The sequence below is a fragment of the Streptomyces sp. NPDC002309 genome, assembly GCF_053593375.1.
This window is the reverse complement of sequence record NZ_JBSFCI010000012.1, coordinates 26,999-49,220: the sequence shown is the minus strand read 5'-3', so window position 1 is coordinate 49,220 and position 22,222 is coordinate 26,999. Positions and strand designations below refer to the sequence as shown.

At 72.9% G+C, this 22,222-nt stretch carries 13 protein-coding genes; 3 read left to right on the top strand and 10 right to left on the bottom strand.

Annotated features, from left to right (window positions below):
* Positions 1-102 precede the first annotated feature (102 nt).
* Positions 103-390 (top strand): chorismate mutase, encoded by a 288-nt coding sequence (locus tag ACWCPM_RS12785; RefSeq protein WP_450976153.1) that lies wholly within the window; start codon positions 103-105, stop codon positions 388-390.
* Between the two features lie 602 nt (positions 391-992).
* Positions 993-2,018, top strand: coding sequence for an LAETG motif-containing sortase-dependent surface protein (locus ACWCPM_RS12780; RefSeq protein ID WP_450976152.1), 1,026 nt, complete (start codon positions 993-995; stop codon positions 2,016-2,018).
* Positions 2,019-2,140: 122 nt separating this feature from the next.
* Here the strand turns inward: ACWCPM_RS12780 and ACWCPM_RS12775 are convergent, their stop codons facing one another.
* The 9 genes from ACWCPM_RS12775 to ACWCPM_RS12735 all read right to left on the bottom strand — a co-directional run bounded on the left by ACWCPM_RS12775 (position 2,141) and on the right by ACWCPM_RS12735 (position 19,350).
* The gene (locus tag ACWCPM_RS12775) at positions 2,141-3,919 is read right to left on the bottom strand and encodes a GMC oxidoreductase (protein WP_450976151.1); all 1,779 of its coding nucleotides are present in this window, start codon (positions 3,917-3,919) and stop codon (positions 2,141-2,143) included.
* 48 nt (positions 3,920-3,967) lie between these two features.
* Positions 3,968-5,593, bottom strand: a complete 1,626-nt coding sequence (locus ACWCPM_RS12770) for a succinic semialdehyde dehydrogenase (RefSeq protein WP_450976150.1) — start codon at positions 5,591-5,593, stop codon at positions 3,968-3,970.
* A 104-nt stretch (positions 5,594-5,697) separates the two neighbouring features.
* A complete protein-coding gene (locus ACWCPM_RS12765; RefSeq protein ID WP_450976149.1) occupies positions 5,698-7,671 on the bottom strand; it encodes a protein kinase domain-containing protein in 1,974 nt (657 codons plus the stop codon).
* Between the two features lie 43 nt (positions 7,672-7,714).
* Entirely contained in the window at positions 7,715-9,445 is a 1,731-nt protein-coding gene (locus ACWCPM_RS12760) for a serine/threonine-protein kinase (protein ID WP_450976148.1), read from the bottom strand.
* 89 nt (positions 9,446-9,534) lie between these two features.
* On the bottom strand, positions 9,535-10,587 hold the full coding sequence (locus tag ACWCPM_RS12755) for a serine/threonine-protein kinase (RefSeq protein WP_450976147.1): 1,053 nt from the start codon (positions 10,585-10,587) through the stop codon (positions 9,535-9,537).
* A 152-nt stretch (positions 10,588-10,739) separates the two neighbouring features.
* Positions 10,740-12,353, bottom strand: coding sequence for a serine/threonine-protein kinase (locus ACWCPM_RS12750; RefSeq protein WP_450976250.1), 1,614 nt, complete (start codon positions 12,351-12,353; stop codon positions 10,740-10,742).
* 188 nt (positions 12,354-12,541) lie between these two features.
* Positions 12,542-15,388, bottom strand: a complete 2,847-nt coding sequence (locus ACWCPM_RS12745; RefSeq protein ID WP_450976146.1) for a protein kinase — start codon at positions 15,386-15,388, stop codon at positions 12,542-12,544.
* Between the two features lie 173 nt (positions 15,389-15,561).
* Positions 15,562-17,538: a serine/threonine-protein kinase gene (locus ACWCPM_RS12740; RefSeq protein WP_450976249.1), complete on the bottom strand. Its 1,977-nt coding sequence runs from the start codon at positions 17,536-17,538 to the stop codon at positions 15,562-15,564.
* A gap of 105 nt (positions 17,539-17,643) precedes the next feature.
* Positions 17,644-19,350, bottom strand: coding sequence for a glycerol-3-phosphate dehydrogenase/oxidase (locus tag ACWCPM_RS12735; protein ID WP_450976145.1), 1,707 nt, complete (start codon positions 19,348-19,350; stop codon positions 17,644-17,646).
* Positions 19,351-19,656: 306 nt separating this feature from the next.
* Here ACWCPM_RS12735 and ACWCPM_RS12730 point away from each other — a divergent pair, with 306 nt between their 5' ends.
* Positions 19,657-20,865 carry a nucleotide sugar dehydrogenase gene (locus ACWCPM_RS12730; RefSeq protein ID WP_450976144.1) on the top strand — a complete coding sequence of 403 codons (1,209 nt, stop codon included), beginning with the start codon at positions 19,657-19,659 and terminating at the stop codon, positions 20,863-20,865.
* 126 nt (positions 20,866-20,991) lie between these two features.
* Here ACWCPM_RS12730 and ACWCPM_RS12725 read toward each other — a convergent pair whose 3' ends face one another.
* On the bottom strand, positions 20,992-22,116 hold the full coding sequence (locus ACWCPM_RS12725; protein ID WP_450976143.1) for a GuaB3 family IMP dehydrogenase-related protein: 1,125 nt from the start codon (positions 22,114-22,116) through the stop codon (positions 20,992-20,994).
* Positions 22,117-22,222 lie beyond the last annotated feature (106 nt).

Below are 22,222 nucleotides of genomic sequence, written 5' to 3'. Positions count from 1 at the left end.
TCCCAGGCGCCCCGGGCCGACAAGGTCCGGGGCGCCTGGCGTTTCCTCCGGATCCTGTCGCTCCGGGGCACTCACCCCACCGACCGGCGAGGAGCCCCTGACATGACCACCACCTCAGCGGAGAAGACCGGCGCGCGCACGCCCGAGGCCGCCGACGTGATCACCGGCGCGCGGGAGCGCATCGACGCACTCGACGACCGGATCATCGGCCTGATCCAGGAACGGATGGCCGTCTCGGCCGTCATCCAGGAGGCCCGGATCACCTCCGGCGGCCGCCGCGTGAACCTCTCCCGGGAGATGGAGATCCTCGGCCACTACCGGGAGGAGCTCGGCAGGCCGGGCACCTCGCTCGCCATGACACTGCTCGAACTGTGTCGCGGCCGGATCTGAATCGGCGTTCCGTGTACGCACGTACGCATTCCTCTCACCCGTACGGCGCGTGACCGCCGCCCGACGGGCTTCGTTGGTCCCGGTGTCCGTGCCAGCCAGGGGCGGGCCCGAAAGAACCACGCGTGGCTCGCTGGGGCGATGAGACGTACGGATCGTGCCGTGCGTCGTGGGACCTCGCTCCAGAAAGTGACCGGACGGCAGGGGACAGCAGGCCGGTCACCCAAGAGAACGGTCGGCTCCGGGGACGCCCGGGGCCGGCCGGCGGAACTGCCCAAGTGAGACGTACCTGAGGTCGAGACCATCCGGAGGCAGGCGGCGCAACCCCCCGGCGCCGCTTTCCGAGCACCGGCGCTGCCCTGACGCCGGTGCTGACGAAGGAAGGGCCCCGCGGCTCCGCCCTGCGGGGCCCTTCTCATGCCCACTCACCCGTCCCACCGGTTGCCCCGGGTCCCGCCACCCAAACCAAGTGATCCAGGTCACATAAAATCCGCGTCAAGTGCGGACAACCATTCACCGGCTCCAGTGATCAAACCTGCAAGAACCCGGGCCCCACCCGTACCCCCATACGCGGAAGCCCTTCCGACTCAGCAGGTAGGTCTCGCATGAAGCTTCGCCGTGCCCTGGCAGTCGCCGCCGCGACGGCCGCGATAGCCCCGATGGCTCTGCTCGCGGCGCCGGGCGCGTACGCGACGGATTCCCCGAGCCCCAGCGTCTCGGAGTCCACCACCGAGACGGCGACCGTCTCCCCGTCCCCGACCGACTCCGTCTCGCCCACCGCGAGCGACCCGGGCACACCGTCGGAGAGCACCAGCGAGTCGGCCACCACGGACCCGACCGCGTCGGACAGCCCCTCGGCGACCGCGACCACCGAGCCGACGGGCTCCACCTCGCCCTCGGCCACCACCTCCGTGAGCCCGTCCCCGAGCAGCTCCGCTCCGGAGGAGGACCTCTGCGAGAACGCGGACGACGAGTCCGTCGGTCTCAGCGACGATCTGACCAGCGGTCTGACCGGTCTGCCCGAGTTCATCGTGGCCGGCAGCGGCTGGACCGAGTTCTCGTTCGACGTCTCCAACAAGGGCGACGAGCAGATCAAGAAGATCAAGCCGCTGATCGGTGTCGCGGCGATCGGCTGGGACATGGAGGACTACTCCGGCGAGATCGTCGTCCAGGTCTTCGACAAGGCCAAGGGCAACTGGAACACGCTGGCGGACACGGCCGGCGAGGGCGGGACCTTCCCGGCGTTCGACCTCGGCGCGGGCCAGTCCACCTCCTACCAGCTGCGCCTGAGCATCAACGGCGAGGTGCCCGACGCCATCGGTCTGACCGGCGGCTTCGCGCAGTACTCGGACGCCGACGGCTGCTGGATGTCCGACGACCCGAACGGCTGGATCTACTTCTTCGACATCCTCGCCGCGGGCACGGACGCCGGTGACCCGGAGGACGCCAAGCCGCAGGGCGGGATGGCCGAGCTGGACGAGGTCAACGACGTGGACGCCACGGGCAGCCTCGCCGAGACCGGTTCCAGCTCCGCGCTGCCCATGATCGGCCTGGTCGGCGGGGTCGCCGTCGTCGCCGGTGCGGGCGCGCTGTTCGTCGTCCGGCGCAAGAAGGCCGGTGCGCAGGCGTAACCACGCCTGAACCAGACAAAGGGAGAGGGAGCTGCGCTCGGAGGGGGGCGCAGGTCCCTCTCTCTTCTTTTGTCTCTTCTTCTGCCTCTTCTTCTGCCTCTTCTTCTGGCGTCTTCCTGCGACTACTTCTTGGGCGGGACCGTCGGCATGCCGAGGAACGGCAGCCGCAGCGCGCCGAACGCCTCCGCGGGGACCGCCGGGGAGGCGGGCTCGACCGGCTTCAGACGCTCGTACGCCACTCCCTGCCGTGGACGCGGGTCGGACTCGCCCTTGTTGGGCCAGTACGACATCGCGCGCTCGGCCTGCGCCGTGATGGTGAGGGACGGGTTGACGCCCAGGTTGGCCGTGACGGCCGCGCCGTCGACGACGGAGATGCCCGGGTGGCCGTACAGCCGGTGGTAGGGGTCGATCACGCCCGTCTCGCGGGAGTCGCCGATCGGGCAGCCGCCGAGGAAGTGCGCGGTGAGCGGGGTGCCCATCAGCTCGCCGACATTGCTGCCGGCGAACCCGTTGATCTCGGCGGCGATCGCCGACGCGCCCTGCGAAGCGGCCTTGATCTGCTTGGGGTTGGGCGCGCCGTGCCCCTGCTTGGCGGTCAGCAGGCCCTTGCCGACGCCGGCCGGTTTCAGGTACGTCGTCAGCGAGTTGTCCAGCGACTGCATCACCAGGCCGATGATGGTCCGCTCCGACCAGCGGTGGTTGTTCAGGGAGCGGAGCATCTGGAGGGGGTGGCGGCCGGCGTTGCGCAGGAACGCCAGGACACGGGAGGAGCCCTCGGCGTACGGGATCTGGAGGATCGCCATGCCGCCCATCGCGTTGGAACCCCTGCCGTAACGCACCGGCTCGATGTGGGTGTCGGCGTCCGGATGGATCGAGGACGTGATGGCGACGCCGCGGGTGAAGTCGACCTTCTTCTCGCCCGTGGCCTTGCGGTAGCGGCGGTTGGTGGTCTGGGCGCCCACCAGCGCCTCGGAGTTGGTACGGGTCAGTTCGCCGAGCCGGTCGGACAGACGCGGCAGCCGGCCGTCGGCCTTCATACGGTGCAGCAGGGTCTGGGTGCCGTAGGTGCCGGCGGCCAGGACCACGCGCTCGGCGCGGAGGACGCGGCCGCCGTCCTTCCTACGGCTGCCGGTGGGCAGGGTGGTGACGGCGTACCCGCCCTGTGAGTCGTCGGTGACGGAGACGACCGTGGTCATGGGGTGGACGACGGCGCCGGCCTTCTCGGCGAGGTAGAGGTAGTTCTCGTTGAGGGTGTTCTTCGCGCCGTGGCGGCAGCCGGTCATGCACTCACCGCACTCGGAGCAGGCCCGGCGGACCGGTCCCGCGCCACCGAAGTAGGGGTCGGCAGCCTCCTCGCCGGGGCGCGCCGTGGCCTTGCCGTCGGCGTCCTCGCCGTCGCCGAAGAAGACGCCGACCGGCGCCATGTGGAAGGTGTCGCCGACGCCCATCCGCTGCGCGGCGGCCTTCAGATGGACGTCGGAGGGGGTCGTCGTCGGGTTCAGCCGGACGCCGAGCATGCGCTGGGCCTGGTCGTAGTAGGGCGCCAGTTCCTCGTGCCAGTCGGTGATGTGGCCCCACTGGGGGTCCTCGAAGAAGGGCTTCGGGGGGACGTAGAGGGTGTTGGCGTAGTTGAGCGAGCCGCCGCCCACGCCCGCGCCGGCCAGCACCATGACGTTGCCGAGCAGATGGATGCGCTGCAGGCCGTACATGCCGAGCCTGGGCGCCCAGAGGTAGTTCTTCAGGTCCCAGGAGTTCTTGGGGAGGGTGGCTCGGGTGAAGCGGCGGCCGGCTTCCAGGACGGCGACCCGGTAGCCCTTCTCCGTCAGGCGCAGGGCGGTGACGGAGCCGCCGAAACCGGAGCCCACGACGATCACGTCGTAGTCATAGGCGTCCTGTGGCACGTGTTCTCCTCGTCGAGTGTGCGTGCGGGGCCTGGCGTGCGCGGGGCGTCAGCGGAACCTGAGCGACTTCATCACCCGCAGGCTGCGGCTCATGAACGCCGCGTACTTCTCGTCGTCCATGCCCATCGACGGGGCCATCGGCAGCAGGCGCTGGTGGGCGATCGTCTGGGCCTCGGTGTACTTGAGGATGCCCTCGGAGCCGTGGCGCCGGCCCAGACCGGAGTCCTTCATGCCGCCCATGGGCGACTGGACGCTCCCGTACGCCGGCGCGTAGCCCTCGTTGATGTTGACCGTGCCGGTGCTCAGCCGGGCGGCGACGGCGCGGCCGCGGCGGGCGTCCTTCGTCCAGACCGAGGAGTTCAGTCCGTACGGAGTGGAGTTGGCGTGCTCGATCGCCTCGTCGTCGGACCTGAAGCGGTAGAGGGAGACGACCGGGCCGAAGGTCTCCTCGGTGCAGACGGCCATCGGCGGCTCGACGCCGTCGAGGATGGTCGGCTCGTAGAAGTACGGGCCGATGTCCGGGCGGGCGGTTCCGCCGGCGACCAGCTTCGCGCCCTTGGCCACCGCCTCCTCCACATGCCGCTTGACGGTCTCCAGTTGGCGTTCGCCCACCAGCGAGCCCATGTCGGCGCCGTACGCGAGGGACCTGCCGAGCCGCATGGCCTTCGTGCGGGCGGCGAAGCGCTCCACGAAGGCGTCGGCGACCGACTCGTGGACGTACAGCCGCTCGATGGAGATGCACAGTTGCCCGGCGGAGGAGAAGCACGCGCGGACGGCGCCGGCGGCGGCCTTCTCCACGTCCGCGTCCTCCAGCACCACCATGGCGTTCTTGCCGCCCAGTTCGAGGGAGACGCCGACCAGGCGGGCGGCGGCGCCCTGCGCGACCTCGCGTCCGGTGCGGGTGGAGCCGGTGAAGGAGACGTAGTCGGCGTGCTTGACGACCTCGGGGCCGACGACCGGGCCCTCGCCGAGGACCACCTGGAAGACCTCTGCCGGCAGCCCGGCCTCGATGAGCAGGTCACGGGCCCAGAGCGCGGTGAGGCAGGTCTCGGTGTCCGGCTTCATCACGACGGCGTTGCCCGCGACGAAGGCGGGCAGGGCGTCGCCGACGGACAGCTCCAGCGGGTAGTTCCAGGGCGCGATCTGGCCGACCACACCCCGCGGGTGGCGCAGTTCGGTGACCTTGGTGAGGGTCGGGATGGCACCGGTGTGCCGCTTGGGCCGCAGATAGGCGGGGGCCTTCCGGCCGTAGTGCCGGGCCGCGACGGCCACGGCCTGCACCTCCTCGTGGGCGTGCAGCCGGGCCTTGCCGGTCTCCAGCTGGATCAGGTCCAGGACCTCGGCCTGGCGCTCCAGCACCAGGTCGTGGAAGCGGAGCAGGACGGCAGCGCGCCGCCGTACCGGTGTCTGCGCCCACACGGCCTGTGCCGCACGGGCCGCGGCGAACGCGTCCCGTACGTCCTCCGGCGTGGACTCGGGCAGGTCGGCCAGCTTCTCGCCGGTGAAGGGCGAGTGGTTGGCGGTCCGGCCGGAACCCGCCACGCCCCGGGTGAGCTGGGCGACCAGCTCGGGGGTGACCACGTCCTCGGCGGTGCGGGCGCCCTCGGGTGCCGGGGCGAGAGGGTTGGTGCCGGTGGTGTGCGTGGCCTGCTCCAGGGCCTGCGAGTCCGTCATGAGCCGCAGGGTATGCCGCGGCGAAGCCTTTGTGTACCCGTCGGTAATGGGGATTCACCGAGTACACACATACCGCCAGTGATCACTGGCAGCAAACACCCTGATCAGGGCGTTGACGCGCCCTGACCGGCCTCGATCACCAGTCGGTCGCGGGCTCCCCGGAACACCGACGTGCCCTTCTTCTCGTCGGGCGTGCCCTTGGGCATGTCGACGCGGAGCTCGTACATGCCGCCGTGGTCGGCGAGGATCACCAGCTGCATGACGCGGGACGGGTCCTTCGCCATGTTGTAGGTGGTGTCGGCGAGAACGGCCTCCCGGCCGTCGAAGGTCGTACGGGTGTACTGCGTGCGGGCGTCGCCGTCGTAGCGGTCCCAGCCGGTGTGCGCCTCGCGCGCCCGGCTCATCGGGGGGCCGGGCGCCTTCTCCCAGCGGGTGAGGCGGACCTGGACGGTGTCGTCGAGGTCGTAGACGACGGCGTGCGACCGATCGTCGGCGCCTCCGTCCTCGCGGGCGGTCACCTCGTAGTCGCCGGGCAGGGAGAGGACGGCGGCCAGGTCCTTCTCACGGTGCGCGGTCCAGGCGGTGCCGCGGGGCTCGGCGCTCCGGGCCGGGCTGTCGGGGGTGGTCCGCCTCGCGGCCCGCGTGTCGTCGGGGTCGGCGCGGAAGGACGACGTGGCGAGCAGGGCACCGCCGATGACCAGGACGCCGAGCAGAAGGGCGGGGGCGGGGCGGCGCAGGGGGTGCAGGGGGTGCAGGGGGTGCCGGGGTGGTACGAGGGGCAGCTCGGCGGTCTCGGCAACGAGTACCGACCCCGGGGCCGGGCCGGGGTTCGAGGCGGGCGGGGGGCTGGAGGCAGGTGCAGCCCCCGAGACGGGCGCGGGACCGGAGGCGGGCACAACCCCCGAGACGGGCGCGGGACTGGAGACGGGTGCAGCCCCCGAGACGGGCGCGGAGCCCAAGTCACGCGTCGAACCCGAGACGGGCGCCGAGCCCAGGTCACGCGTCGACCCCGAGACGGGCGCCGAGCCCAAGTCACGCGTCGAACCCGAGACGGGCGCCGAGCCCAAGTCACGCGTCGACCCCGAGGCGGGCGTGGTCCCCGAGGCGGGCGTAAGACCGCTCTTCGGCAGTCGCGCCGCGTCGTCGCCCTCCGCCACGTCGTCCTGCGGCCCCGGCGCGGACTCGGGCATCCCCCGCAGCCGTGCCGTCCCGATGTCGTCCCCGAACCCGAACCGCTCCGAGCCCTCTTGAGGCACCGTCACCGCCTCCAGCTCCACGGCGACCTCCTCAGACCCCGGTCGCCGCTCGGGATCCTTCGCCAGGAGCCGTGCGAGGAGCGGGCCCAGGACGCCGGCCCGCCGGGGCTCGGGCGGATCCGAGGCGAGGACCGCGGCGAGCGTCGACTCCGGTGTCCCCCGGCGGAAGGGGGACGAGCCCTCCACGGCGGCGTACAGCAGAACCCCCAGTGACCACAGGTCGGAGGCGGGGCCGGCCCCACGGCCGGACATGCGCTCCGGGGCGACGAACTCCAGCGATCCCACGAACTCGCCGCTGACGGTGAGGGACTCCTCGCCCTGGACATGGGCGATGCCGAAGTCGGTGAGGACGACGCGGCCCTGCCTGCCGAGCAGGACGTTCGCGGGTTTGACGTCGCGGTGCACGATGCCGACGGCGTGGGCGGCGCGCAGGGCGCCCAGGACGGCGAGAGCGATGCGGGCGGCCTCGGCGGGCGGTACCGGTCCGCGCCGGAGCATCTCGTGGAGGGACTCGCCCTGGATCAACTCCATGACGATCCAGGGGACTCCGTCCTCCTCCACCACGTCGTGGATGGTGACGGCGGACCGGTGGTCGACACGGGCGGCGGCCCGGGCCTCCCGGTACAGGCGATGGGCGGCGCGGCGACGGGCCTCGTCCTGCGGATCGCCCGGCAACCGTGGCTGCTTGACGGCGACTTCACGCCCCACCAGTTCGTCGCGCGCACGCCAGACGGTTCCCATGCCGCCGGAGCCGATGCGTTCGGCCAACCGGTAGCGTCCGCCGACCAGACGTCCGTCGCTCTGGTGTTCGCCGTCACTCATGTCCCATGCCTACCGCGCGGGACACTTGTTTGTCGACGTGCGTTCAGAGCTTGTCGACGTCGAGGTTCGCGATGGCCACCCGGGCCACCTCGCGGCCTCGTTCGGCGAGGTCGCCCTTGCTCGGGTAGCTGATCGTGAGCTTGTACATGTCGTCGTCGGCGTTCTGGTAGTAGAAGATCTGCACTTCGCGGGGACGCGGGTTCTGGCTGTCGGTCGTCGTGTAGGTGACGGTGTTCTGGGCGGCGTCCTTGCCCTGGTACGTGATCGCGTCGTCCGGCCTGGTCGGCGGCTTCTCCGGCATCCCGAACTCGTAGCTGCCGCTCTGCTCGAAGACGCGGTTGTCCTCGTACATCTCGGCGCCGGCGGAACCCTGGATGGAGTTGCCCGTGTCCTCGGACTTCTTGTCGAGGGTCAGCCCGATCCAGATGGCGTCACTCGCGTCGGTGTAGGTCACCCAGTGTTCTTCGTCGGTGCCCTCGGGCACCTCCCGCTCATAGCCGGAGGGGAACGCGAGGGTCGCCGCGACCTCCCTCTCCGCCCGGGTCTTCCAGCCGTCGGGCAGCGGGCCCGCGAACGGGTCGGCGAGCACGAGGTACGCCGCCACCGCCGCCGCGACGACCGCCGCGCCCAACCCGAACAGCGCCCTTCGGCCGATCCGGATCCCGCCCCCGCGCACGGCGTCGCCGCCGACCGTCACGACCTGGGTGGCCACCGGCTCGGGCGGGTTGACGGCCGCCTCCAGCAACGAGCGGACCTGGGCGGCGTTCGGGCGCCGGGCCGGGTCCTTCTGGAGCAGGCCGTTGATGACCTCGGCGAGCGGTCCCAAGGCCGACGCGGGCGGCGCGGGCGTGGCGTTGAGGACGGACTGGAGCGTGGCCGGCGTGTTGCTGCGGCGGAACGGCGACACGCCCTCCGTCGCCGCGTAGAGCACGACGCCGAGGGACCAGAGGTCCGACGCGGGGCCGGGTCGCTGACCCAGCACCCGTTCCGGCGCGATGTACTCGGGCGAGCCGACGAAGCCGCCGGTGTCGGTCAGGTTCGTCTCGCCCTCGATCTGCGCGATGCCGAAGTCGGTGAGGACGACGCGGTCGTGCCGGCCGAGCAGGACATTGTCCGGCTTGACATCGCGGTGCAGGATGCCGGCGGCGTGCGCGGCCTCCAAGGCGCCGAGCACCTCCAGGCCGATCCTGGACGCCTCGCGGGCGGAGAGGGTGCCCTCCTGGAGCGCGTCACCGAGGGAACGCCCTCGCACCAGCTCCATCACGATCCACGGGCGGCCGTCCACCACGGCGACGTCGTGCACGTTGACGACCGCCGGGTGGTCGAGCCGGGCCGCGGCGCGGGCCTCGCGGCGCATCCGCTCGAAGGCGTTGTCCCGTTCACGCTCGGGAAGATGGTCCGGAACGCGGGGTTCCTTGACGGCGACCTCCCGGTCCACCGTCTCGTCCTTGGCGCGCCACACCGTGCCCATGCCGCCGTGCCCGAGCTTCGCGAGCAGCCGGTAGCGCCCGGCGATCAGCCGCCCCGTGCCGGGGTCGTCCTGCGCCGGCCGGAGCGCGGGCTGGTGGGGCGCGGGCTGCGCGGGGTGTCCGGGCGCCTGGTGCGCGGACTGCTGCGGTGCCTGCGGGGCGGGTTGCTGCTGTGGCGGCACGGTCGGCGCGGGCGACGCGTACGGGTTGTCCGGGTGCGGTACGGCGGCGGGCCGGACCGGTGGTTGAAGACCAAAACTCGTCGGCTCGTCGGCCCCGTGGCGGGCTCCCCCGTTGTTGCTCATGCGTCCATGCATATCGCGGCGGACGGTTCCGCAGCCACCGCGAGGGGGCACCGGTCACAGACCCGTGACCCCGGTCGCCGCCAAATCTCCTATTTGGGCGAGCTGTCGGCGCCGGCGGCGGACGGCGACGCGGACGTGCTCGAGGACATGCTCGGTGCGGGGCTCGCCGGTGGACCGTCGCCGTCCCCGGCGCCTCCGTTCATCAGCAGCGCCGCCGCCGACACCCCCGCCGCCACCATCGCGGCGACCAGCAGCGCGATCACCAGCCGGTCCCGCGGGGCGCGTTGCCGGCGGGACGGCTCCGGCGCACTGCCCGTCTCCAGGAGCTCCCGCAGCAGCCGCTCGGCCTGCGCCGCGTCCAGCCGCCGCTCCGGATCGCGCTCCAGCAGTCCGCGTACGACGGGCAGCATCGGTCCGGCCTGTGCCGGCGGGCGGATCGGCGCGGCGACCACGGCGTGCAGCAGGCCACCCAGCGAGTCGCGGTGGAAGGGCGACTCGCCGCTGACCGACGTGCACAGCAGCACGCCGAGCGACCACAGGTCGGATGCCGGTCCGGTCCCCGAGCCCGACATCCGCTCGGGCGCGGTGTATTCGGGCGAGCCCACGAAAGTCCCCGCCTCGGTGAGGGTGGTGGCGCCCTCGACCTGGGCCACGCCGAAGTCGGTGAGGACGACACGTCCGGTGCCCGACTCGATGAGGACGTTCGCCGGCTTGAGGTCGCGGTGCAGGACACCGGCCTGGTGCGCGGCGCGCAGCGCGCCGAGCAGGGCGATGCCGATGCGGGCGGCCTCGCGGGCGTCCACCGGGCCGTGCGCGGCGATCCGGTCGGCGAGAGAACCGCCGTCGATCAACTCCATGACGATGTAGAGACGTTCGTCGTCCTCGACCACGTCATGGACGACGCTGATGTGCGGGTGACGCAGCTGGGCCAGCGCCCGTGCCTCGCGCAGCGTGCGCTCGCGCGAGGCACGGGCCCGCGCGGCCGACGGCGAGTCGTCCGTGACGAGTTCCTTGACGGCCACCTCCCGGCCGAGCAACTCGTCGGTGGCGCGCCAGACCACGCCCATGCCACCCCGCCCGAGCGTGGCCCGCAGCCGGTAGCGGCCCGCGATGACGCGCCCGTCGGACCCCTGGCTCCCCATGAGCACATCATGCCCCAGCCCGGGCGTGCCGCTCCGGGCCGAACGGGTGGCATGGCCGACAAACGCCCGTGCCGCACGGGTACGTTGCGCCTCGTACGACCTGGGGGGACCTGAGTGACCTGAGTGACCTGTACGACCTGGGTGACCGCCGCTCAGGAGGTGTCGCCGGGCCGCCACCCCTGCAGCAGCTTGTCGAACTGTTCGCGCGTCGTCTCCCAGTCCGCCGCGGGCGCGGACATGTAGATCGCGTACTCGACGCCGTCCCGGGTCATGTACATCTGGTCGATGGCCCGGCGCGGCCCCGCGTACTCGCCCGGGTCACTCTCCAGCGCGGTCCACGTGTACTCCCACAGGGCGCCCTCGCGGTCCCGGTAGGTTTTCCTCTCCATGGTCACGCGCTCGTACTGGGCCAGCCGCTGAACCTGTTCCTCCAGGTCCCGCTGGTGCTCGTAGGAGTCGTCGAAGTCCGGTGACTTGTCGATGGCAATGCGGATGAGGCGCGTACCGCCGTCGGGCGTGTAGTCGATCTGCGTGAGGTCGCCGTCGACGCCGTACACCGTCCGCTGCCAGCTGTCGTCGGGCAGCGAGAGGCTGAAACCCGCCGGGTCGTCCTTGCGCACCCAGCCGGCCGGGACGGACTCCTGGGGGGCCGGGGACTCCTGGGGCTCCTGGGTGCCCGACGGGGTGGCGGGCGAGCTGACCGACGGGGCGGCACCGGCCGGGGAGCCGCCCTCGTCCCGCTGCTTCACCAGGACCGCGCCCGCCCCGCCGGCGACGGCCGCCATGGCCACGACGAGGGCCAGCGTGCGCAGCCGGCGCCGCCGCCTGCTCGGCACGGCCGCGGTCGGGGTGTCGAGCGGGTGCGGCCGGGAGTGCTCGCGTGTCTCCTGGCGCACCGGACCGGTCTCCGGCTGCCGGGCAGGGGGCACGAGCACCTCGGTCACCTGCGGACGGCCGCCGTCGGCCACCTCGGCGAGGAGTCGCTCCGCCTCTTCGGACGAGGGCCGCCTTGCCGGTTCCTTGCGCAGCAGCGCGGTGATCACGGGCCCGAGCGCACCGGCGTGCCGGGGCTCGGAGGGGTGCTCCTCGACGACGGCCTGCATGGTGGACAACGGCGAGGTACGGCGGAACGGCGAGGTTCCCTCCACCGCCGTGTACAGCGTCGCACCGAGCGCCCACAGATCGGAGGCCGGTCCCGGGTCGTGTCCCCGGACCCGCTCGGGGGCGAGGTAGTCGACCGAGCCGACGACCTCGCCGGTGCGCGTGATCGTCGTGTCGCCGTCGATCTGCGCGATGCCGAAGTCGGTGAGCAGGACGCGCCCGTCGTCGGCGAGCAGGACGTTGCCGGGCTTGACGTCCCGGTGCAGGACCTTGGCGGTGTGCGCGGCGCGCAGGGCGCGCAGCACCCACAGGCCGATCCGGGCGGCCTCGGCCGGCTCGAGCCGGCCCTGCGCCTTGACCGCGTCGGCGAGCGAGCGGCCCTCGACCAGCTCCATCACGATCCATGGCCGGCCGTCGTGTTCGAGCACGTCGTGGACGGTGACGACGGCCGAGTGGTTGATCCGCGCGGCCGCGCGCGCCTCCGCCCGGGTGCGTGCGAGCAGAACGGCCCGGTCGCTCTCGGAGACGTAGAGGGCGGCGGTCAACTCCTTGATGGCGACGACCCGGTGCAGCACCTCGTCATGGGCGCGCCACACCCGTCCCATGCCACCGCTGCCGATGGCGTCGGAGAGCCGGTAGCGACCTCCGACGAGCAGGCCCTGCATCTGATTCACGTTTCCCCGCAATGTTCTTGACCGGATCAGCGTAGGGACCTGCCCGCGAACGGGGAACCGCGGGGCCCCTCAGGAAACCGCACTGTGACGGTTGTCGCTTTCGGTGACGACGGGCAACCACCGGGCCGGCCGGCGACCACCGTGCCGGCCGCTCCGGCGGGCCAACTGCCCCGGGCCTCTCAACGGGTGGCCTGATACGTCGTCGCCGCCTGCTCGTAGAGCCGGGTGACCTCGTCGCGCTCGGCCTCCGGGCCGCGCACCTGGACCACGTGGTAGCGCCCGTCCAGGAGCATCGCGAGGTTGCGCACGAACAGGTCGCGGCCCGTGTCGTCACTCCAGGTGAACTGGCCCTCGGCCATGGTCCGACCGCCCACCTCGATGGTCTTCAGACCGGTGGAGGTGGCCCAGCTCGACTCCCGGTAGGGCCGCAGCTCGGGCTCGCGCTCCCGCTGGTACGTCATCGGATCGCCGCCGTACTCGTCCGAGCCGTCCCTGCCCGGCACGACGATCAGCTCGAAGTCGGCCCGGGAGTAGACGACCTGGCCGCTGCCGTTCTTCGGCGCGCGCTGCCAGCCCTCGGCGACGGCCACAAGGAAGCCCTCCGGGTCGCTGCGCAGGGTGAACCCCTCGGCGACGTCCGACTGGGTGCCGCTCGGCCGGTCGTCCGACGAGCTCGGCCCGTCGTCCGGAGAGTTCTGGTCGGGGCGCGGCTCGCTGCTCGCCCTCGGCGTCGGCCCGGGCGCCTCACCGGCCTGTCCGGCGGCCCCGGTCCGGTCGGGGCTCGCGCCGCCCGCGCCCTCGCCGGCCTTCGGCATGAACAGCACGGCGTACGCGATCGCCCCGGCCAGCGCGAGCAGTATCAGCACGAGCAGGGTGCGTCCCAGGCTGCGCGGCGAACGCGTCCTCTCCCGGTCCCGCTTGTGCCGCCCGTGCCGCGCGGGCAGCCCGGCGCGCCGTCTGCGCACCAGCTCGCCCTTGCGGCGCACTATCGGCAGCCGGCTGGCGTCGGGCGGCGGCGCGGCGACCACATGCAGGCCGGCCTCCGGCTCGGGAGCGGACCGCACCAGGGAGCGCAGCCAGCCGCGCAGCTCCTCGAAGTCCAGCCGCTCGGTGGGGTCCTGACGCAGCAGCGACTCCACGACCGGGCGCAGCGGCCCGCACTCCTCGGCGAAGGCGGGCGGCTCGGCACACACCAGCTGCACCAGCTCGGCCGTCGACTCCTCCGGGTAGGGCGCGTGCCCCTGTACGGCCCTGAAGAGCAGCGCCCCGAGCGCCCACAGGTCGGTCGCGGGGCCGATGGGCGGCGTGAGCTGCCAGTTCTCGTGCACCGGCCCGGCCTGCTCCGGCGCCCACCGCTCGGTGACGGGCCCCACCACGGCCATCCGCGCCTGCCGTGCCCGCTCGGCGGCGAGCGCGGTGGCGGGGCCACGGCGTGGCGCGGACGGTGCGGCGACGAGATCGTCCCAGCGGGCGCCGGCGCGGGTCTGGCCCGCCGGGGGTACCACCTCGTGGGCGGGCGCGGGCACGACGGGGCGAACGGACGCCCGCACACCCGGCCCCGCCGGACCGTCGCCCCGGGGCTGCACGCCCGGCCGGGCGGGGCGATCGCCGTGGGGCGGCACGCCGGGCTGGGCCGGTCCGTGATGGTACGGCGCCGCGCCGGGCCGGGCCACGCCGTCGCCGTACGGCGCTCCGCCCGGCCCCGCCGGACCGTCGCCCTGGGACGGCACGCCGGGCCGAGCGGGACCGTTCCGGTACGGCGGCACTTCCGGCCGGGCCAGGCCGCCGCCGTACGGCGGCACACTCTGCTGGGCCGGACCGTTGCCGTGCGGCGGCACCACCGGCTGGGCGAGTCCGTCGGCCTGGGACCGGCCGTGCTGCCCGGTCCCGGTGTCGCGCGGCGTCGCCCCGTGCCAGGGCGCGGCGCGCACGCCGTAGGGGTCCGCTATCCGCCCCGGCGGGTTCCCCTCGGCATCGCGGGTGTACGGCTGCTGCTCCGTGCCGCCCTCGGGGGCGGGGCGGGCGCCGGGCAGCGCCGCGCGGCCGCTCTGCTCGGCCTCCTGGACCCGCGCCGCGGCCCGTGCTCCCGCCCGGTACGCGGCGATCGCCCCGGCCCGCGCCGCACGGATGTCCCCGCCGGACTCCTGCGCCCTGCGGGCCAGGGCGGCCGAACCGCCCACGCTCCGGGCCGCGTCCACGCCCGGGACCGGCAGCCCTCCGGCAGCCCTCGCCTCGATGGCGGCCCGCCGGTCGGCCTCGGGGTCGGCGCCGCCGAGAGCACCCGCGCCGGGTCCGCCGGCCCCGTTCAGCTCAGCGGCACCGGCGGCCCCGAAGGTCCCCCGGGCCGCTCCCCGCGCTCCGGCGGCCCCGCCGCCGTCCGCACCGCCGCCGGTGTCGTCGTACAGCGGCGGCGGCACCGGGTCGTAGCCGCACAGCGCTTCCTCCGCCGCGCCCACCGCCAGACCGGTCAGCATGACCCGCCCGTCGTCGCAGACGAGCACCGTCCGCGCGCTGATGTTCCGGTGCACCCAGCCGTGCGCGTGCAGCACCCGCAGCGCCGTCAGCACGTCGGAGGCGACCTCGGCCGCCCGATAGGGCGTCAGCGGCTGCTCGGCGAGCAGCGCGGCCAGCGATCGCGCGGGCACCAGCTCGCTCACCACCCACAGCGACCCGCCCTCGGCGAACACGTCGAAGACCTGGTCGAGCCGGGGGTGATCGGGGATGGCGGCGGCCGCCTGGGCGGCCTCCACCGCGCGCCGGACGACGGGGTCCGTGGGCCGCCGGACGGCTCCCCCCTGAGGGGCGGGCCGCCGGGTCGCGCGGTCACGCGCCGTGAACCCCTCGGGCAGGCCCTCCGCGTCGAGCACCTCGGCCTCGACAACCTCCGGCAACGGCACCTGCCGTACCAGGACTTCCTGGCCGCTGTAGGTGTCGAAGGCCCGCGTCTCGGTGAGTTCGTACTCGTCGGAGGGGGGCAGCGGCAGGCGGTAGCGGTCGGCGAGCACGCGCCCCGCATAGTCGTCCACGTTGCCTCCCCCGGCCGCCCGGTGGTCAATTCCGTTCGTGTGGCGTCTCGTTCCCGATGCGTTCCCGATGCGTACGGTTCGCAACCACTCACGATACGTGCCGGAGGCAACCCGCACGGAGGGGATGCGAGATCTCACGAGATCTCATCGGACCGGCCCGCGTCCGGGCTTGATCACGCCTTCGGCTGGAAGGAGTCGGTCAGCGTCCGCCACGTGGACCGACGCAGCGCGCCGTCCCACGCCGAGGCCTTGGCCGTGTACATCAGGGCGTAGCCCTGCTGCTCGTCGACGACGAATCCGCGGTCGATCGTGCGGTACTTCGTGCCACCGTCGACGTAGGTGAACTCCCAGTCGGCCGTGTTCCAGCCGCGGTAGTCCACCTCCGCTATGCGGATCCGGTCGTACTGCGAGCGCGTCATGTAGCGCTCCTGGTTCTCCCAGTCCCGGACGGGGTCGTCCTTGGGCGTGGAGGTCCAGGCGACCAGTAGCTTCTGCCCGTCGGGGCCGGTGAACCGGTCGCCCGCCGCGTCCGACGACCCGTACTTCCAGCCCTTGGGCAAACCTATGGAGTAGCCCTGCCCGCCCTCGTACGTCGAGTCGACGGCGGTGCCGTCCGAGGAGCCCTTGCCCTCCGAGGAGCCCTTGCCGTCCGAGGAGCCGTCCGTCTGCTCGTCGCCGGCCGCCCCACCGCTCGCGTCGCCCGTCGCTTCCCCGGCCGGCTCCGATGCGGTGGCCTTGCCGTCCGGGCGGGTGCCGCCGTCGTCCGACTTGGTGTCGGCGCCTCCGTCCGCCTCGGTGGTCGTCCTGTCGCCCTTGCCACCGGACCGGTCGGACGCGTCACCGCCGGAGTTGAGCACGACGGCGAGCACGACACCGAGCACGGCGAGGACCACTGCCGCGGCGATGACCACCATGGTGCGCCGCGGCACCACGTCCGTGAGCGGCGCCCTCGGCGCCGGCCGCGGCGGCAGGTCCGGCGGCGTCATCACGGGCCAGCCGGAACTCCGGCCGCCCGAGGTGCCGTTGCCGCCCTGCGTGCCCGCCTCAGACGCCGATCCGGCGCCCGTACGCGCCGTGGCCGCGTCCGCTCCGCCCGCGCTCCCTGTGCTCTTCCCGGCGGCCGTGCCCGCCGCGGCCTTGCGGGCCGAGCGCAGCGCTCCGCGCAGCCGGTCGGCACTGTCCCTGCCCTGCGCGCGCGCCGGACCCCCGCTCCTGCCGGGTGCGTCCGGCTGCGGGGGCAGCGGCACGACCTTGGTGGCGTCGGCCGGTTCGGCCGTCCTGGGTTCGGGCGCGTCGATGACCGACCTGAGCATGGCCCGGGCGCCGGCGTCGTCGATGCGCTTCTCGGGGTCCTTGGTGAGCAGGCCGTAGATCACGTCCCTGAGCGGACCGGCGTGCTGGGGCTCCTCCAGCGGCTCGGTCATCACCGCGGTGAGCGTGGCGATCGCGGAACCCTTGTCGTACGGCGGGACACCCTCGACCGCCGCGTACAGCAGACCGCCGAGCGACCACAGGTCGGCCGCGGGACCGGGCTTGTGGCCGCGGGCGCGCTCCGGGGAGATGTAGGAGGGTGCGCCGACGAGCATGCCGGTGGAGGTGATGGAGGGGTCGCCCTCGACCTGGGCGATGCCGAAGTCGGTGAGCACGACCCGGCCGTCGTCGGCGATCAGCACGTTGGACGGCTTCACGTCGCGGTGCAGGATGCCCTCGCGGTGCGCCGAGCGCAGCACGTCGAGGACGGCGAGGCCGACCTCGGCGGCGCGCCGGGGCTCCAGCAGGCCGTCCTCGCGGATGGCCTCGGCGAGGGACTTGCCCTCGACCAGTTCCATCACGATCCAGGGCCGGTCGTCCTCGTCGACCACGTCGAAGACCGTCACCGCGCTGTTGTTGCGGATCCGCGCGATGGCCTTGGCCTCGCGCAGCGTGCGCGTGATGAGCCGGCGTTTCTCGTCGTCGTCGATGTTGGTCGGGAACCGCAGTTCCTTCACGGCGACCGTCCGGCCGAGGGTCTCGTCCTCGGCGCGCCAGACCGTGCCCATGCCGCCCCGGCCGAGCACGTCCCCCAGCCGGTACCGCCCCGCGAGAAGACGCTCGCTCTTGTCCTGACGAGTGTCCTGACGGGATGTCCCCGCCCGCTCCGCCTCCGACATGCGTCCCCTCATGCAACCCGCCCTGACAGAGCCTCCATTGTCCCTCACCCGACAAGCGGCTCTCTCCCCGGGTGCCCCCCGTTCCCGCGAGGGCGCGATGTGGTCCTACAAGGGCACGATGTCGGGCGCCCCCAGCCTCGCGGCGTCGGCCGTCAGGTCGTCCGGCTGGCGCTGCGACTCACGCTCGGCCTCCACCCTCTTCTCGTAGTGCTGGACCTCGCGTTCTCTCTGGTCCTTGTCCCAGCCGAGCACCGGCGCCATCAGTTCGGCGGCCTCACGTGCGCAACGGGTACCCCGGTCGAAGGTCTCTATGGAGATGCGGGTGCGCCGCGTCAGCACGTCGTCCAGATGGCGCGCGCCCTCGTGCGAGGCGGCGTAGACGACCTCGGCGCGCAGATAGTCGTCGGCGCCCGTGAGCGGCTCGCCCAGCGAGGGGTTCTGACCGATGAGGTCGAACAGCTCCTCCGCCATCGACCCGAAGCGGTTCAACAGGTGCTCCACGCGGACCACATGGAGACCGGTGCGGGCGGCGATCCGCGCCCGTGCGTTCCACAGCGCGCGGTAGCCCTCCGCGCCGATCAGCGGCACGTCCTCGGTGACGCACTCGGCGACCCGCAGATCCAGGCCGTGCACCGCCTCGTCCACCGCGTCCTTGGCCATCACCCGGTACGTCGTGTACTTGCCGCCGGCCACCACGACCAGCCCCGGCACCGGATGGGCGACGGTGTGCTCGCGGGAGAGCTTGCTGGTGGCGTCGGACTCCCCGGCGAGCAGCGGCCGCAGACCGGCGTACACCCCTTCGACGTCGTCGCGGGTGAGCGGCACCGCGAGGACCGAGTTCACATGCTCCAGCAGGTAGTCGATGTCGGCGCTGGAGGCGGCCGGGTGGGCCTTGTCGAGGTCCCAGTCGGTGTCGGTGGTGCCGACGATCCAGTGCCGGCCCCAGGGGATGACGAAGAGCACCGACTTCTCGGTGCGCAGGATCAGCCCGGTGGTGGAGTGGATGCGGTCCTTGGGGACGACCAGGTGGATCCCCTTGGACGCCCGGACGTGGAACTGTCCGCGCTCCCCCACCATGGCCTGGGTGTCGTCGGTCCACACACCGGTCGCGTTGACGATCTGCCTGGCGTGGATCTCGTACTCCCCGCCGCCCTCGACGTCCTGCACGCGGGCGCCGACCACGCGCTCCCCCTCGCGCAGGAAGCCGGTCACCCGGGCGCGGTTCGCCGCCTTCGCGCCGTACGACACGGCGGTGCGCACCAGCGTGGCGACGAACCGGGCGTCGTCCATCTGGGCGTCGTAGTACTGCAACGCGCCGACCAGCGCGTCCTTCTTCAGCGCGGGAGCCACACGCAAGGCCTGACCACGGCTCAGGTGCCGGTGCACCGGCAGGCCCCGGCCGTGTCCGCGGGCCATCGACATGGCGTCGTAGAGTGCGACGCCCGAGCCCGCGTAGAGCCGCTCCCACCCCTTGTGCTGCAAGGGGTAGAGGAAGGCCACCGGCTTCACCAGGTGGGGCGCCAGCCGCTCCAGCAGCAGGCCGCGCTCCTTGAGCGCCTCGCGGACCAGGGAGAAGTCGAGCATCTCCAGATAGCGCAGTCCGCCGTGTATCAGCTTGCTGGAGCGGCTCGACGTGCCCGACGCCCAGTCCCGTGCCTCGACCAGGCCCGTGGACAGGCCGCGCGTCACGGCGTCCAGCGCGGTGCCCGCGCCCACCACGCCACCGCCCACGACCAGCAGGTCCAGCTCTCGATCGGCCATCGCCGCGAGCGACTCGGCGCGCTGCGCCGGCCCCAGTGTCCCTGTCCTCACTGCTGCCTCCCGCTCATCGCCTCGCGTCGGCCGCACCCGTCGGGCGAGACCCGGTCCACATCCCCCACGCTCAAAGTCTGACCGCGTCGTCCGACTTCAGCCACCACACGTCTCCAGCCTGTGGACAACCTGCCCGGACATCGGCCACCGGATGCCGCGAGAACCCGGAAACGAGCACGGACACGGCGGAGCGCAATACCGCAAAACGGTCATATTTACTCCTAGTCTGACTGTGCGCTCGCTCGTCCTGTCCACAGGGCTTGCGCATCTGTCCCACTTCGGTTATCGGGAAGGACGGCCCACGCCATGCCCGCAGATCTCGCCGTCATCGGACTCGGCCCGCTCGGCCTGCCGCTGGCCCAGGCCGCGGTCGCCGCCGGCGTCCCCACCGTCGGCTACAAGACCGGCCCCGAGCCCGGCTCGCTCAGCCCCGCCGAACTGCGCCGGATGCTCTCGGGGGGCTTCCGGCACGCCGTGGGCCCGAGCGAGCTCGGCCGGGTGCGCACCGCGGTCATCTGCGCCCCGACCCCCAGGAGCGCGGACGGCGGACTGGACCTGAGCCAGGTGGAGGCCGCCGCCCGCACCCTGGCCGCCCAACTGCGCCCGCACACCACGGTCATCCTGGAATCGCCCGTGTACCCCGGCACGACGGAGGAATTCCTCCGCCCCGTGCTGGAGGAGGGCTCACAGCTGCGCGCCGGCCGCGACTTCCACCTCGCGTACTCCCCGAGCCGCGTCGACCCGGGCAACCGCGACTTCACCCCGGCCAACACCCCGAAGGTGATCGGCGGCCTCACCCCCGCCTGCACCGAGTCGGCCGCCACCTTCTACGGCCGCCTCACCGACAAGGTCGTCCGCGCCCGGGGTCCGCGCGAGGCCGAGACCGTGCAGCTCCTGGAGACCAACTACCGGCATGTCAACATCGCCCTGGTCAACGAAATGGCCGTCCTCTGCCACGACTTGGGCGTCGACCTGTGGGACGTCATCCGCTGCGCGGAGACCAAGCCGTTCGGCTTCCAGGCGTTCCGCCCCGGCCCCGGCGTCGGCGGCCACACCGTCCCGCAGGACCTGACCGGCCGCGCGGGCCGCGGCCTGCGCATGGTCGAACTGGCCCAGCAGGTCAACACCCGGATGCCCCGCTACGTCGTCCAGCGCGCCGCCACCCTCCTCAACGAGCACGGCAAGTCGGCCCGCGGCGCGCGCGTGCTCCTGCTCGGCGTCACCTACAAGCCCGACCTCGCCGACCAGCAGTCCACCCCCGCCCAGGAGGTCGCGATCCGCCTGATGGAGCTCGGCGCCTCCGTCAGCTACCACGACCCGCACATCCCGTCCTGGAGCATCCTGGAGCGCCCGGTCCCCCGCGCCGACTCCCTCTACGAGGCCGCCGCCGAGGCCGACCTCACGATCCTGCTCCAGAACCACCGCACCTACGACCTGCAGGGCCTGTCGGTGAAGGCACAGCTGCTGCTGGACACCCGGGGCACGACCCCCACCGGCGCGGCACACCGTCTCTGACGGACCGGTGGGCGACCGAGCCGCGGGCGGGGAGACCGCTGGTGGTGCGGTCAGGCCGAAGGGCCCGTCCACCGCGGTGGACGGGCCCTTCGCGTGGCGGGCCCGCGGGCGGCAGGCGTCGCGGATCTACTGGCGGTGCTGCGAGTCCGCCACCGTCACCTCGACGCGCTGGAACTCCTTGAGCTCGCTGTAACCGGTGGTGGCCATGGCGCGGCGCAGGGCGCCGAAGAGGTTCATCGAGCCGTCCGGGGTGTGCGACGGGCCGGTCAGGATCTCCTCCAGGGTGCCGACCGTGCCGAGGTCGACCTTCTTGCCACGCGGCAGTTCCTCGTTGACGGCCTCCATGCCCCAGTGGTGGCCCCTGCCCGGAGCGTCGGTCGCGCGGGCGAGCGGCGAGCCCATCATCACCGAGTCGGCGCCGCAGGCGATGGCCTTGGGCAGGTCGCCGGACCAGCCGACACCGCCGTCCGCGATCACGTGCGCATACCGGCCGCCGGACTCGTCCATGTAGTCGCGCCGGGCCGCGGCGACATCGGCGACCGCCGTGGCCATGGGGACCCGGATGCCCAGGACGTTGCGCGTGGTGTGCGCGGCGCCGCCGCCGAAGCCGACCAGCACACCGGCCGCGCCGCTGCGCATCAGGTGCAGGGCCGCGGTGTACGTGGCGCAGCCGCCGACGATCACCGGGACGTCCAGTTCGTAGATGAACTGCTTCAGGTTCAGCGGCTCGTGCGAGCCGGAGACGTGCTCCGCCGAGACCGTCGTCCCGCGGATGACGAAGAGGTCCACTCCCGCGTCCACGACGGCCTTGGAGAACTGCGCCGTGCGCTGCGGGGACAGCGCCGCCGCGGTGACCACGCCCGAGTCGCGCACCTCCTTGATGCGCTGCCCGATCAGCTCCTCCTTGATCGGCGCGGCGTAGATCTCCTGGAGGCGGCGGGTCGCGCTGTCGGCGTCGAGCTCGGTGATCTCGTCGAGCAGCGGCTGCGGGTCCTCGTACCGCGTCCACAGCCCTTCGAGGTTCAGCACGCCGAGGCCGCCGAGCTCGCCGATGCGGATGGCCGTGGCCGGGGAGACGACCGAGTCCATGGGGGCGGCCAGGAAGGGCAGCTCGAAGCGGTAGGCGTCGATCTGCCAGGCGATCGAGACCTCCTTCGGGTCCCGCGTACGGCGGCTGGGGACGACGGCGATGTCGTCGAAGGCGTACGCCCGGCGGCCGCGCTTGCCGCGCCCGATCTCGATCTCAGTCACGTCTGTGGCCTTTCCCTGATGCGTTGCAGCGCCTTCCAGTATCCCCGACGGGCACGCCGAGGGCGGCCCCGGATGCCCCGGGGCCGCCCTGGAAAGGCCTCACGCG